We start from the raw sequence: 13,564 nt of genomic DNA, 5'->3' as shown, positions 1-13,564 counted from the left end.
GAGCCCCGGTCCACAGCGGACCGGGGCTCGTGCGTCGGGACACCGTCAGCCGCGGGGGACGAGGCTGCGCAGGCAGAGCAGCAGGCTGCGGGCCTGGATGTTCACGTAGAAGCTGTGCCGTAACAGCTCCTCGTACTGGTGCGGGGTGAGCCACCGGTACTCGGGGTCGTCCGCGGCGACGTCGGCGTCGGTCTCCACGATCATGTACCGGTTGCGGGCGCCCAGGAACCGGCCGCCCTCCTCCGACAGCACGGTGTCGAACCGGACCCTCGAGGACGTCAGCACCTCGTCCAGGAACCGGGGCCGGGCGGGCAGGTGGTCGTACGTCTCCGGCACACACTGGACGGTCGGCGCCAGCTCGGTCACGTCCGCGTAGCCGGGTTCGGTGCGGGCGTGGGTCAGCACGTGCAGCGTGCCGCCGATCTCCTTGACCAGGAACGCGATCACGCCGGTGCCGACCGGTTCGATCATGGGCTGGGACCAGGCCGCGACCTCGCGCCCACCGGCTTCCACGTCCACGCCGACCACGGTGAAGAACCCGCCGCTGCGGTGCGCGATGCGCCCGTCGACGCGGGTCCAGTCGGTCAGGCCGGCCAGCGGGCCGAGGGCGACGTGCAGGTCGGTGCGCGTGCGCACCTCCGTGATCCAGCTCAGCACGTCGCCGATCGTGTGCACGCCGGGCGTCGCCGGATCGAGGGAGCGGACGAGCGCGGTGGTGAACGCGTCGGTCGCCGCACCCGCCAGCCCCGCACCGCCCGAAGGCAAGCAGGCCAGCACCGTGCGGGCGTCCATGTTGACCAGGTCCGGCACCGCCATCAGGTCGGCCACCTCGCCCAACGTCAGCCAGCGGAACCCGTCGTGCACCTCGATGTCGCCGTCGACCTCGACCACCATGTTCCGGTTGCGCTTGCGGTAGAACCAGGCGCCCTGCTCGGACTGGCGGATGTCCACGACGACGCGGTGGCCGGAGGTGTCGCGGAAGTGCTCCAGGTACGGGATCGCCTTGCCCTGGTGCACGCGCGTGTAGTTGCTGCGGGTGGCCTGCACGGTCGGCGACAGTTGCAGCCCGTTGGGGTTGCCGGGTTCGTGCTTGGCCTGCATGAGGAAGTGCAGGACGCCGTCGACCTCGCGGGCCAGGATGCCGAGGATGCCGATCTCCGGCTGGTTGATGATCGGCTGGCGCCAGTGCGGCACGGCCGCGCCGGGCAGGTCCACCGCCAGCGACTCGACGCTGAAGAACCGTCCGGTGTGGTGCCGGATGTTGCCGGTGTCCGGTTCGGTCCGCCAGCCCGCCACCTCGTCGAGCGGCACGCGGTCGACGCGCATCCAGCAGTGCTCGGCGGTCCGGGCGAGCCAGGCGTGCACGGCTTCGGTGCCGCCGCCGATGAGCATCGACTCGGCCAGGCGCGGCCCGGTCGGCGGGCGAGTGGGCGCTGACACCTGGTGGACTTCCTTTCCTCAGGCCGAGTACGCGGGCAGCAGCCCGGCGGCACGAGCCTTGTCGAGGGTGGGTGCGACGAGGTCGCGGTGGGACTGGACCGCGTCGGCGGGCATGGGCAGCGCCAGGTCCGGGTCCAACAGGGACACCGCCAGCTCGTCGTCCGGCTGGTAGCCGCGGGACATCAGGTAGCAGACGGTGGAATCGTCCTCCAGCGCCAGGAACGCGTGCCCGAGCCCGGCCGGGATGTGGACGGCGCGGAAGCTGTCCGCGGACAGTTCGACGGAGTCCCAGACGCCGAACGTCGGTGAGCCGACCCGCAGGTCGATCACGAAGTCCAGCACCCGGCCACGTGAGCAGTGCACGTATTTGGCGCAGCCGGGCGAGGTGCGGGCGTAGTGCACGCCCCGGGCGACACCGCGGCGGGAAACGCTGGTGCTGGCCTGCGCCACCGCGAACAGCGGCGCGCCGACGGCCTCCACGTACACCGATTCCTGGAACTGGGAGACGAACAGACCGCGGTCGTCGGGGAAGACCTCGGGCTCGAACTCCCAGGCGCCGCTGACGGCGAGCTCACGCGCTTTCATCAGCACCTTCCGTCCGACGGCCCGATTTCCGCACCAGCTTGATGCGGTCCGGACTGCGTGGTCAACCACTAGGGGCACCCCTAGACAGGGGTTAGGGGTGCGCCGGCTCGGTCCGTCCACTGTGGAGTTCGTCGGCCACGGCGGCGACCGTCCGGGCGACCGCGTCGGCCAACGGCACGCGGGCACGCCACCCGGTGACCCCGCTGAACGCCGCCGGATCCGCCACCAGGCTCCGGAAGTCCATCGGTGTGGCATGTTCCGGCGGTGGCACCGACCGCACCGGCACCGGCGGCAGCCCGGTGTGCGCGGCCACCGCTTCGGACACCGCTTCGAACAGGCGCCGCACCGAGGTCCCGGCGCCGGAGCCGATCAGCCACGCGCGTCCGGCGAGCTCGTCGACGTGCGCGACCGCGACCACGAACGCCTCGGCCACGTCCTCGACGAACAGCAGGTCCCGTTCCATCTCCCCGCTGCCCCACACGGTCAACGGCTGTCCGGTCAACGCGCGGCGCGCCATCGCGGCCACCACGCCCCGGTCCGGTGAGCCCGACGAGGGACCGAACACCGTGGGCAGCCGCAGACCGCAGCCGCCCGCGTCCAGCACGAGGCGTTCGGCCGCGCACTTCTGCCGGTCGTACTCGCTGTCCGGCCGGTCCGGTTCGGCGCCGTCGATCCGTTCCGGCGCACCGGGTCCGACTTGTGAGGTGGAGCCGGGGAACACCACCGCCGCACCGACCGCGGCCACCACGTCGGCGATCACGCCCACGTTGACCCTGGCGGCGTCGTCCGCGCCGCCCTCCTCGACCCGCCAGGTGCCGCTGCCGGTGAACAACACCAGTGGCAGCACGACATCCGCCCCGGCGACGGCGGCGGCGACCCGGCCGGGCTCGGTCAGGTCGGCGGCGACCGACTCGGCCCGGAACGGCGGCACGCCGGGGTTGCGGGCGACCACCCGCACCGCTGCCCCGGCGGCGGCCAACCGCGCGGCCACCGCCGAACCGACGAACCCCGAGCCGCCGAGCACCGCGACCTTGGTACCCGCGCGCAAAGCCTTCACCGTCAGACCACGTGCACTTCGGGGACGTACAGGATCCACTTGCCGCCCGCCTCCCGGAACGCCTGTTCCTTGGCCATGATCTCCGCAGCGTGGTTCCAGGCGAAGAGCAGCGCGTAGTCCGGGTACGGGTTGGCGAACTCCGCCGCCGGGCGCACCGGGATGTGGGAGCCGGGCGCGAGCCGGTGCTGCTTGGCGGGCGTGGTGTCGCCGATGAACTCGACCAGGTCCGGGCCGATGCCGCAGAGGTTGGTCACGGTGGCGCTCTTGGCGGTCGCGCCGTAGCCGACCACCCGCTTGCCCTCGGCCTTCAGCTGACGCAGCAACGCCACCAGGTCGTCGCGGATGGCGCGGATGCGGTCCCCGAAGGCGTCCAGCGTCGCCCGCTCCGCCAGCCCGCGCTCCTTCTCCTCGGCCAGCAGCTCGGTGACCGCGTCGGACCGCGTGCGCGCGCCCGGCCGGGCCAACGTGTAGCGGACCTCGCCGCCGTGCACCTCAAGGCGTTCGACGTCGACCAGCTCCAGGCCGTGCCGGCGGGCCATCTCGTCCACCGAACCGGCGCTGAACAGGAAGAAGTGCTCGTCGTAGATCTGGTCGAACGACGTCCGCTCGATGATGTCGCCCAGGTAGGGGTCCTCGAACACGAACACGCCGGCGGGCGCGAGCAGCGCCTCGACGCCCTGCAGGATCGAGCCCATGTAAGGGATGTGGCACAGCGTGTTCGCCGCGTAGATCACGTCGGCCGGGCCGTCCTGATCGCGGATGGACAGCGCGGTGGACTCCTCGAAGAAGTCCTTGCGCACCCGGACACCGGCCGCCGCGGCCATGTCGGCGACCGCGCCGGACGGCTCGACGCCCAGGTGCCGCACGCCCGCATCGGCCACCGCGCGCAGCATCGTGCCGTCGTTGCAGCCCAGCTCCACCACGAACGGGTCGGTCCCGGCGAGTTCGGTGGCCAGGAACCGCTCGGCCAACGCCCGGAAGTGCTTGCGCATCACCGCGGAGCCCTGCGAGATGTACGGGTAGTCCTCGTGGAACATCTTCTCCCGCGGCACCTCCTCCATCAGCTGCACCATGCCGCAGGTGCCGCACACGCCCACGGCGAGCCGGTAGAAGAACTCCTCGGAGGTGTCCTCCGGCAGCCGGAAGGCGTCCGACAGCGGCTGGGTGCCGAGATCGACGAACTCGGCGACCGTCCCCGTGCAGATCCGGCAGGTGGAGTCGGTTGACATGGGCAGCTCTTTCCGCTCAGGCGCCGGTCGGTCCGGCGCAGGTGGTGCTGGTGGTGGGTGTCGTGTCACCCGCGCGCTTCGAACGCCCGGGTGCTCGTCGTGCCGGTGAGGTGCGCGAGTCGACGGGGAAGGTCCGCCCGGCTTTTGAGGCCGAGCTTGCGGTACACCCTGGTGAGGTGCTGCTCCACGGTGCTCACCGTGATGTAGAGCAGCCCGCTGATCTCCCGGTTCGTGTGGCCCTGCGCGGCGAGTTCGGCGACCCGGCGTTCGGAGTCGCTGAGCGCGGGCGGCTCGTCGGGCGGGTCCGCCGCGTCGCCGACCGCCCAGTCGATCGGGATGGGCAGCGCGCCGGAGTAGGACGCCTTCGTCTCCTCGGCCGCGATCCTGGCCAGTTCCCTGGACTGCCCGTGCTCGCCGATGTCGGCCAGGGCCTCGCTGAGGTCCGACAGCGCGCGGGCCAGCTCGACCCGGTCGCCCGCCTGACGGAGGTGGTGCACGGCTTCGCGGAGCAGCGCGGGCCGCTCTTCCGGTTCACCGGCCGCGGCCATCACCCGCAGCGACGTCCCGCGCGTGCGCCGGTCGCCGGCGGGGAGCCGCATCTGTTCGCGGATGAGCTCGCGGGCCACTTCCGGGCGGCCGAGCAGGAGGTTCGCCTCGGCCAGGCCGCAGCGCCACGACGCCAGCACCGGCAGGTCGATGCCCCAGTCGCGCATCCGGGTGCCGCAGTTCTGGAAATCGCTGATGGCGGCCAGCACGCGGCCGGCGGTGAGGTTGGCGTGACCGCGCGCGTTGAGGTAGCGCAGGCCGCAGACGGTGGAGAACATGGCGTCCGGCACGCGCAGCCGCATCAGCTCGCCGACCACGCGGTGCCGGCCCAGGACGCTGTTGGCTTGCAGCAGCACCGCGAGCGGGTAGCCGATCGACACGCCCCAGCCCTGGTGCGGCAGCAGCCCTAACGCGGTCTCCGCGCGGGCGACCGCCACCACGACCTCGCCGCGGCGCAACGCGATGTCCGCCCTGATCACCTCGATGAGCGCCTGCCAGGTCACCGCGCCGCTGCGGGCGGCTTCGGCGGCAAGCCGCTCGCACCAGCGCTCGGCGTGTTCGGTGTGCCCGCCGTGCACGAGGATCAGCAGTGCGGTGAGCACGACCTCCAAGGCCATGTCGCCGGGGTGGCAGCTCTGGAGGATGTGCTCGGCGCTGTCGGTGGCGTCCGCGCAGAACTCGGCGGTCCAGAACGTGCCCAACGCCTCTGCCGCGGCTACCCACGGGTCCGCGTCGGACGCGGCGTTCGACGCCATCGAGGTCGCCGCGCCCAGGCCGTGGACCCACTGGCAGATGATCCGCAGTTCGGCGGCGCTCTGCGCGTCCAACAGCTCCGGCTTGGCCTTGAGGATGTCGAGCGCGCGGATCGCGGTGGCCTCGTCGCCGTTCCACAGGGCGTGCTGCACGACGCTCATCGCGTCCCGGCCGCGTAAGCGCCCGTCCCACATCGCTTCGCGCAGGGGTGCGGCGTGCACGACGGCGGCGGCGGGGTTGACCCGCCACAGCGCGTGCACGAGCACGCACGTGATGCCAAGGCGTTCGTCTTCGTCGGCCGCGGGCAGCGCCGGTTCGAGGTACCGCACGGCGGCGGCCACGTCGTCGCCCATCAGCGCCTGCTCGGCGGCGATCCGCAGCACGGCCACCGGCCACCCGGCCGACACGCGGTCCGCCGCCACCAGGTGATCGGCGACGACGGCGGTGGCCGCGCCGCGCTGGTAGAGCAACTCGGCGGCGTGCGCGTGCAGCCGTGAACGCTCCGCGCCCGGCATGCTGTCCAGGACGGCGGCCTCGGCGCCGGGGTGCCGGAACCGGCCGTCGACCAGCAGGCCGGCGGCGGTGAGGATGTCGGCCACCTGCTCGGCGGCCTCGGGCGTGGTGCCCGCCAGCCGCCCGACCAGGAGGGGCGTGCGGTCCTCGCCGAGCACGGCGACCGCACGGGCCACGTCCAGCAGGCCCGCTTCCCAGCGGTGCAGGCACTCCAGCACCGCGCGCCCGAACGCCGGGCCGACCCGTTCCGGTCCGGCCGGCCGGCCGGCGTCCACGTCCTCGATCATGGCCCGGACCAGCATCGGGTTGCCGCCGGTGATCCGGTGCAGCACCGGGGCCGACTCGGCGGCTTCGTCGGCCGCGTCGGCGTCGTCCTGGCCGGCGCGCTCGCGCAGCAGGTCGGCGATGCCGGCTTCGGACAGCGGGGCGAGCCGGATGCGGTGGTGCGGCCGGCGCGTCATCTCGCCGTGGAACAGCGGCAGGGTCAGCTGGGGCTGTTCCCACTCGGTCAGCACCACGAGCACGCGCCCGGAGCCCATCCGCCGGCGGAGGTAGAGCAGGAATTGCAATGACGAACTGTCCGCGAATTGAACGTCGTCCACGCAGATCACCACGGGCCGCTCGCGGGTTAATTCGAGGACAATTCCGCACATCTCGTGCACCGCGCGCACACTGCCGTGCCGAATAGCGCGGACATCCGAATCTGACTCATCTACGGTCGCCGCAAACGGCATGATCAGGTGCGAAATGCGGTCCGCGATCTCCGGCGGCAGACCGGCGCCGTGGAACAACTGGTCGACGATCCCGGCCTGGAGGGCGCGCTCGGCGGGCGCGCCCGCCGCCGTCAGCAGGAGGGCCCCGGCGTCCGCGGCACGGCGCTGGAACTGCTGCAACAGCTCGGTCTTTCCGCTGGCCAGACCCCCGCTGACGAGAGCGAAACGCCCCGCGCCCAGCGTGCATTCGGCGAGCAGGGCGGTCAACTCGGCGAGGGCACCACGGTGGTCCGAAAGCACCATCACCAGCTCCCTTCCAAGTTGGGCGACCGACGGCCTTTTCACGACGGATGCAGACTGGCGTTTTATAGCACGCGAAGCAACCCGGGCCGGCCCACGAGGATTTAGCCACACCCGCACATAGGCGGTTCCGGGAGCGGTTCCGGTCATCCAAGCTTCGGATCCACGAAACGAACAATTCATTTTGCACCGGGGTCGGTAGCCTCAAACGGCGCAACGTGCGAAATGAGACATTGACCCATCCGGCCCAACCGCGGTCCGGGGGCGTCCGACATAGCATGATCACCACGACGACTCGCACGTCGACCGGAATTCGGTAGGCAGTCGTGTCGAAACCGTGCTCCGGAGCACACCTGCGGCCGGCACCATCCCCCGTCGACTCTGCCGGGCGGGCCGAACGTCATACCGGAATCCCTGACGAAGGGTGCGGGACTCCGCACGGTCCGTCACGGTCGACCGTACTGCACGGCCCTCCGCGAGGGCGATCCGCCGGCCACCCGGAGGGCCATCGCACGTCCCCCGCCACCCCGAGCGCCTCCCCGCTGCCCCCGGAGCGCGTCCCCGCCGCCCTGAGCACGCCGAACGGACGAGGCAATTGACTGAACAGTCCTATAGTTGGTTAGACGTTCACAAAGATCGGGCATATCGCCCGGATTGGGAACAAAGTCGATCCAATTTGGACAGCGGGACGGAGGTCGGGGCCCGGCCGCGAATTCAGGCCCCGACCTCTCCCCACACCGTCTTGTGACGCTCATGGGGGTCCACGCCCCACCCGGACGACAACCGGTTCACCAGCAGCAGACCTCGGTTGTGCAGTCCACGCGCGCCAGGCTTGCCCAGCACGGGCAGCAGTTCAGGGCTGGCGTCGTCCACTTCCACCCGGACCACCCGCCCGCCACGCGGCCGCCGCAGCCGCCGCAGCCGCAGCCGTCGCGGCGCGCTGGCGTGCTCGAAGGCGTTGGTCAACAGGGCGTCGGCGATAACCAACAGGTCGAGCAGTTGCGACCGGTCCAGGTCGGGCAGGTTCTCGGTGATCCACGTCCGCGCACGGCGCATCGGCGGAACGTTGTCCTCCAAGTCGAAGTCGATGTGGTCAGGGGACCGTTCGACGACGTCCACACTCGTGCCTTCCAGCTGCTGTCACTCCCGGGGCGGTCTTCGGGCGTATCGGTCGGGTTTCCCCACCGCGACATCCGCAAACTGTGATCCGAGGCGGGTCGCGGGCCGGTGGTGAACGCGGTGGCGGGAACGATTCAGACCAGTCGGACCTCGGCCCAGACCGTCTTGTGGTCACGCCGGGGCCGATGCCCCCAGTTGACCGACAGCCGGTTGACCATGAGCAGGCCCCGGCCGTGCTCGGGGGTGTCGAGCCGGCCCAGGACCGGGAGTCGGCTCGGGCTGGCGTCGTCCACTTCGACCCGGACCAGTTCGCCGTCGCCCGACCGGGTCAACCGCAGCCGGCGTGGCGCGTGGGCGTGCAGATAGGCGTTGCCCACCAGTTGCCCGGCGACCACCAGGATGTCCACCAGCCGGTCGTCGCCGGTTCCCGGGAACGTGCCGGCCACGAGTCCCGACAGCGCGGCCGGTGTGGGAGGCGTGTCGGGCAGGTCGAGATCGACCCCGTCCCGAGGGACTTCGACAGTGCTCACGGTCCGCCCTCCAGTGCCCTGTGTTCTCAAGGCAGAAACAATCCCCCAGTTACCCGGCGGCACGTCCGGGCAAACACCGAAACCGACGGCTCGTCGGAAAGTCACGGCGTCCGGCCGCGCCACGCGTTCCCGATCCGACCGGACCACCAGGTCAGGTGTGCTCCACGAGCCGCCACGAGCGGTCCGAAAAGGACGATCGCGGACGTGATCCAGATCACGACGCACCCAGCACGTGCCGGTACAGCTCCAGGTAGCGGTCTGCCATCGTGCCGGGCCGGAACCGCCGCACCGCCTCGCGCGCGCACTCCGCCGGGTCGATCCGCTTGCTGCCGACCAGCTGTTCCAGGAGGTCGGTCTCGTCGTCCGGCTCGGCCAGCAGGCCGGTGCGGCCGTGGTCGAGGAGTTCGGGCAGGCAGCCGCGGCGGAAACCGACCACCGGGCAGCCGAGTGCGAGCGCCTCGACCACGGCGGTCCCGCCCGGTTCCGCCCACGTGATCGGGAACAGGGCGGCGGTGGCGGTGGCCAGGAGTCGTTCCCGCTCACGCCCGTGCACCGTCCCCAGCCAGCTCACCCGCCGTCCGTCGACGTGCGGCGCGACCTCGTCGCACCAGTAGCGGACATCGGGGTTGGACCGCACGGCGGGATCGGTGGCCGGCGCCCGTTCCAAGTCCTCCGGGGTGTGGAAAGGCCCGACCGGCCCGGCGAGGATCAACGGCCATCCCAGCTCACGGGCCACCCGCACGGCGATGTGCTGGCCCTTGCACCGCGTCACCCGGCCGAGGACCACCACGTGCTCGGCCTTCGCCGGCAGCGTCCGGGAGGCGGCGGTGTCGGCGAGCGGGGTGGCCAGGTGCACGTGCCCGAGGCTGTGCCGGAGCAACGACGGTGGCGCGGCCCGCAACTGGTCGGCCGACACCCCGTTGACGAACTGCCGCGGGCCGAGGTCGACGGTGGCGTAGAAGTCCCGGTTCTTGGCGAGGTCCCAGTGCAGTGTGTGCAGCGCCGGCACACCGGCCGCCGCGAGGGTGCTCAGGCCGATCACCTCGACGTGGTCGTGGACGAGGTCGATGTCGTCGCGGGCACGGAGCTCGGCCAGCACGCGGTGCAAGTGGGCAGGGGCGATGCCGGACACCCTGTTGTAGGGCTTGAGCAGGTGTTCGAACTGACCGTCCGGGAACAACGACACTTGCTCGTCCACCGGCAGCGTGCTCGTGCCGACGGTGGCGAGGACGACCCGCACACCGCGCTTGCGCAGCTCGGGCACCAGCGTGGCGACGATGTTCTCGATGCCGCCGTAGCCGTTCGGCGGCACGGGCAGCCACGGACCGGCGTTCATCAGCACGGTCACGCCCATCGCGCGACCTCCGTGAAGGCCAACGGCGGGCGTTCGCGGAACGACACGCCGATGTCGACCGGATCCAGGTCGGGGCCGGTCGAGTGGTGGAACTGGGTCAGCGTCATGGCGCCGCGCGTGCCGCCGGGCAGTCGCCCCGCGCGCCCCAGCCGGTCGAAGACGGTCTGCATGATCTGCGCCGCCATCACGCCGAGGCGGTGCGTCGTCTGGTGCGAGTGCCGGCGCACGTCCAGGTCGACCTGCGCCAGCCCGTCCAGCCCGTACAGCGACAGCAGGTCGATGAGGTGGCCCACCTCGACGCCGTAGTCGGCCACGAACGGCAGCCGGGTGAGCACCGAGCGCCGCCCCGCGTACTCGCCCGCGAGCGGCTGGACGAACCCGGCCAGTTCCGGCCAGAACAGGTTCAGCAGCGGTCGGGCGACGAGTTCGGTGACCCGCCCGCCGCCGTCGGCCTCGACCTTGTCTCCGTACTCCAGCGCACGGCGGTAGAAACCCTTGACGTAGCAGACTTCCGGGTCGGTGAGCAGCGGACCGAGCAGCCCGGTGACGAAGTGCGCGGAGAAGTCGCGCAGGTCGCCGTCCACGAACGCGACCACGTCCCCGCTGCTCGCCGCCAGGCCCTTCCACAGCGCGTCGCCCTTGCCGGACAACGGCTCCAGCGCGGGCAGCACGTCGTCCTGGCCGACCACGGTCGCGCCCGCCGCCGCGGCCACCTCGGCGGTCCGGTCGCGGGACCGGGAGTCCACCACGATGATCTCGTCCACCAACGGCACGTCGTGCACCAGGCGCCGCCGGACGGTGGTCACGATGGAGCCGATCGTCGCCTGCTCGTCCCGGGCCGGGATGACCACGCTGACCTGCCGACCGTCCTTGCGGGCGCTCAGCTCTCGCGGAAGCCACCGGCCGTGGTGGTAGGTGCGTCGGGTGAGCCAGTCACGGACAGTGGCGGATCGGGTCGGCTCGTTCATCCATCGGCCCCTCTTCGGTCGCGGAGGTGACGTTCCCGCTGGAAGTCGTTTGAAACGCCCACACCGCGTGCTCGGACCCGCGGGTTTGGGCGTAGCCACCGGCGGTACTCGACTGCTCACCCGACACGACTTTCGGAGGCACGGTGAGCGACTGCCGGATCGGGTTCGTCGGCGCGGGCGGTGTCGCCCTGCGGCACGCCCGGATGCTGGCCGGGCTGCCGGACGCCGCGGTGGTGGCGGTGACGGACCCGCTCGCCGACCGGGCGGAGCGGTTCGCCGCGGAGTTCGGCGCTCGCGCGGTGGCCGACGTGCCGGAACTTCTCGCCCTCGGGCTCGACGCGGTCTACGTGTGCGTGCCGCCGTTCGCGCACGGTCCCGTCGAGGAGGCGGTGATCGCGGCCGGGGTGCCGATGTTCGTGGAGAAGCCGCTCGGGCTGGACCTGGAGGTCGCGGACCGGATCGCGGCCTCGGTCGCCGAACGAGGGCTGCTGACCTCCGTCGGCCACCACTGGCGCTATGCCGCTCCCCTGCGGCAGGCGGCACGGGTGCTCGCCGACCGCCAGGTGCGGCTGGTCACGGGTTCCTGGCTGGACAAGGTGCCGCCGGTGTCGTGGTGGACGCGGCGCGACCAGTCCGGTGGGCAGGTGGTCGAGCAGGCGGTGCACGTGCTGGACGTGGCGCGACTGCTGGCGGGCGAGGTGGTGGAGGTGCACGCGATGGCCGACGGGGTGGCGCCGACCATCGCCGAAGGGGACGTCGACGGTGCCACGGCCGCGGTGCTGCGGTTCGCGAGCGGGGCGGTCGGCACTCTCAACGCGACGTGCCTGCTGCGGCGCAAGCACCGTGCGAGTCTCGAAGTGTGCGCGGACGGGCTCGTGGTGACGCTGGCGGAGGACGGCGCGGTCGTCCAACTCGACGACGGCGAACCGTGGCGGATCGAGGTGGACCCGGACGTCGCCAAGCGCGCGGCCGACCGGGCGTTCGTGGACGCGGTGCTGGGCAGGCCGGCCGAACCGCTCGTGCCCTACGAGGAGGCCTGCCGCACGCACCGGCTGGCGTGCCTCATCGCGGAGTCGGCGGCGACCCGGCGACCGGTTCGGGTGACGTCCGATGGGTGAACGGGTGCTGGTGGTAGAGGCTCCCGGACGTGCGGTGGTGTGTGACGAGCAGGAACCGGAGCCGTTGGCGGACGGCGAGTTCCACGTCCAGACGCTCTACAGTGGACTGTCGGCGGGCACCGAGCTGTCGTTCTTCAAAGGCACGAATCCCGCGCTTCACGCGCAGTGGGACACGGAACTCGGCCTGTTCCGCCCGGTGGCGACCGGTTCGGGCTACCCGGTGCGCAAGCTCGGCTACATGGAGGTCGGCACGGTCACCGAGAGCCGGGCCGCCGGTGTAACGGCGGGCAGCGTGGTGGCCATGACCTACGGCCACCGGACGGGGTATCGCGGGAATCCCTTGCGCGATCGGGTGATCGTGCTGCCGGAGGCGCTGGATCCGTTGCTCGGCGTGTACGTCGCGCACATGGGACCCATCTGTGCCAACGGCTTGCTGCACGCCGCGGCGGAACTGCACGGCACCGATGTGCGCTCGCTTGCGGACGGAGTGCGCGGCCGACGGGTCGTGGTGACGGGCGGCGGGGTCGTCGGGCTGCTCACCGGGCTGTTCGCCCGGCACCACGGCGCCGCGGAGGTCGTCGTCGTCGACCCCACTCCGCAGCGGCGTGCGGCGGCGACGGCGTTGGGCCTCACCGCCGCCGACCCGGACGCCACGGACTTGGCGGTCGAGCTGAAGTCGCGGTGGCGGCACGGCCCCGGTGATCGCGGCGCGGACGTCGTCTTCCAGTGCCGCGGGCGGTCGTCGGGGCTCGCACTGGCGCTGAGACTGCTCCGGCCGCAGGGAGCGGTGATCGACCTGGCGTTCTACCCGGACGGCGCGGGGGACGTGCGGCTGGGCGAGGAGTTCCACCACAACGGCCTGACCGTCCGGTGCGCCCAGATCGGCCGGGTGCCGCGCGGCACGGCCCACGCCTGGGACCGGGAACGGCTGTCCGCCGAGACCGTCGACCTGCTCCTCTCGGCGCACGAGGCCATCACCCGGCACATGATCACCACGCGGGTGCCGTTCGAGGAAGCGCCCGGCCTGCTGGCCGACCTCGCCGCCCGTCGGACGCACGTGCTCCAGGCCGTACTCACGTTCCGAGAGCCTCATGGTCGGTTTTGACCGGTGCTTTCACGGCGCATTGATTCCCGGTTCAGCCCGCTGACCAGCAATATTCCATAACAGTGTGATTCAACCTGTCGAAGAAATCACCGAATTGGCTCGAAGTGTCCCGCGCGACCCTCCTGCCTGCGGAGTTACCCCACCGCGACCGTTCGGCCGATCGAAATTCGCACTTCTGGAGAACGTAATCCGCCTTTCACCCTGCGATGCTGGACGAACTCCAGTTCCCGCCGC

11 protein-coding genes are annotated in these 13,564 nt (G+C 71.5%); 2 read left to right on the top strand and 9 right to left on the bottom strand.

Annotated elements, in window-relative coordinates:
- Window positions 1–45: 45 nt before the first annotated feature.
- From F4560_RS06530 to F4560_RS06490, 9 genes are all read right to left on the bottom strand, one after another.
- A complete protein-coding gene (locus tag F4560_RS06530; protein ID WP_312868629.1) occupies window positions 46–1,440 on the bottom strand; it encodes an NDP-hexose 2,3-dehydratase family protein in 1,395 nt (464 codons plus the stop codon).
- Window positions 1,441–1,458: 18 nt separating this feature from the next.
- On the bottom strand, window positions 1,459–2,025 hold the full coding sequence (locus F4560_RS06525) for a dTDP-4-dehydrorhamnose 3,5-epimerase family protein (protein WP_184917555.1): 567 nt from the start codon (window positions 2,023–2,025) through the stop codon (window positions 1,459–1,461).
- A gap of 91 nt (window positions 2,026–2,116) precedes the next feature.
- Window positions 2,117–3,082: an NAD-dependent epimerase/dehydratase family protein gene (locus F4560_RS06520; RefSeq protein WP_312868627.1), complete on the bottom strand. Its 966-nt coding sequence runs from the start codon at window positions 3,080–3,082 to the stop codon at window positions 2,117–2,119.
- Window positions 3,083–3,084: 2 nt separating this feature from the next.
- Complete coding sequence (locus F4560_RS06515; protein ID WP_184917549.1) at window positions 3,085–4,311, bottom strand: class I SAM-dependent methyltransferase; 1,227 nt, start codon at window positions 4,309–4,311, stop codon at window positions 3,085–3,087.
- A 65-nt stretch (window positions 4,312–4,376) separates the two neighbouring features.
- Complete coding sequence (locus F4560_RS06510) at window positions 4,377–7,139, bottom strand: AAA family ATPase (RefSeq protein ID WP_184917546.1); 2,763 nt, start codon at window positions 7,137–7,139, stop codon at window positions 4,377–4,379.
- A 711-nt stretch (window positions 7,140–7,850) separates the two neighbouring features.
- The gene (locus tag F4560_RS06505) at window positions 7,851–8,255 is read right to left on the bottom strand and encodes an ATP-binding protein (RefSeq protein WP_184917543.1); all 405 of its coding nucleotides are present in this window, start codon (window positions 8,253–8,255) and stop codon (window positions 7,851–7,853) included.
- Window positions 8,256–8,389: 134 nt separating this feature from the next.
- Complete coding sequence (locus F4560_RS06500; RefSeq protein ID WP_184917541.1) at window positions 8,390–8,785, bottom strand: ATP-binding protein; 396 nt, start codon at window positions 8,783–8,785, stop codon at window positions 8,390–8,392.
- A gap of 214 nt (window positions 8,786–8,999) precedes the next feature.
- Window positions 9,000–10,139, bottom strand: coding sequence for a glycosyltransferase (locus F4560_RS06495; protein WP_184917538.1), 1,140 nt, complete (start codon window positions 10,137–10,139; stop codon window positions 9,000–9,002).
- Window positions 10,130–11,107 (bottom strand): glucosyl-3-phosphoglycerate synthase, encoded by a 978-nt coding sequence (locus F4560_RS06490; protein WP_184917536.1) that lies wholly within the window; start codon window positions 11,105–11,107, stop codon window positions 10,130–10,132. The genes F4560_RS06495 and F4560_RS06490 overlap by 10 nt, the downstream gene beginning before the upstream one ends.
- A gap of 143 nt (window positions 11,108–11,250) precedes the next feature.
- Here F4560_RS06490 and F4560_RS46005 point away from each other — a divergent pair, with 143 nt between their 5' ends.
- Window positions 11,251–12,225, top strand: coding sequence for a Gfo/Idh/MocA family protein (locus F4560_RS46005; RefSeq protein ID WP_184917533.1), 975 nt, complete (start codon window positions 11,251–11,253; stop codon window positions 12,223–12,225).
- A complete protein-coding gene (locus F4560_RS06480) occupies window positions 12,218–13,330 on the top strand; it encodes a zinc-binding dehydrogenase (protein ID WP_184917530.1) in 1,113 nt (370 codons plus the stop codon). The genes F4560_RS46005 and F4560_RS06480 overlap by 8 nt, the downstream gene beginning before the upstream one ends.
- Window positions 13,331–13,564 lie beyond the last annotated feature (234 nt).

Source organism: Saccharothrix ecbatanensis, from assembly GCF_014205015.1.
GTDB classification, from domain to species: domain Bacteria; phylum Actinomycetota; class Actinomycetes; order Mycobacteriales; family Pseudonocardiaceae; genus Actinosynnema; species Actinosynnema ecbatanense.
This window is presented reverse-complemented; position numbering and strand designations above follow the sequence as displayed.

Excerpts from the sequence above, each read along its gene's own strand:
- F4560_RS06525 (WP_184917555.1), bottom strand. The coding sequence starts at position 2,025 with ATGAAAGCGCGTGAGCTCGCCGTCAGCGGCGCCTGGGAGTTCGAGCCC.
- F4560_RS06490 (WP_184917536.1), bottom strand. The coding sequence starts at position 11,107 with ATGAACGAGCCGACCCGATCCGCCACTGTCCGTGACTGGCTCACCCGA.
- F4560_RS06510 (WP_184917546.1), bottom strand. The coding sequence starts at position 7,139 with ATGGTGCTTTCGGACCACCGTGGTGCCCTCGCCGAGTTGACCGCCCTG.
- F4560_RS06495 (WP_184917538.1), bottom strand. The coding sequence starts at position 10,139 with ATGGGCGTGACCGTGCTGATGAACGCCGGTCCGTGGCTGCCCGTGCCG.
- F4560_RS06480 (WP_184917530.1), top strand. The coding sequence starts at position 12,218 with ATGGGTGAACGGGTGCTGGTGGTAGAGGCTCCCGGACGTGCGGTGGTG.
- F4560_RS06515 (WP_184917549.1), bottom strand. The coding sequence starts at position 4,311 with ATGTCAACCGACTCCACCTGCCGGATCTGCACGGGGACGGTCGCCGAG.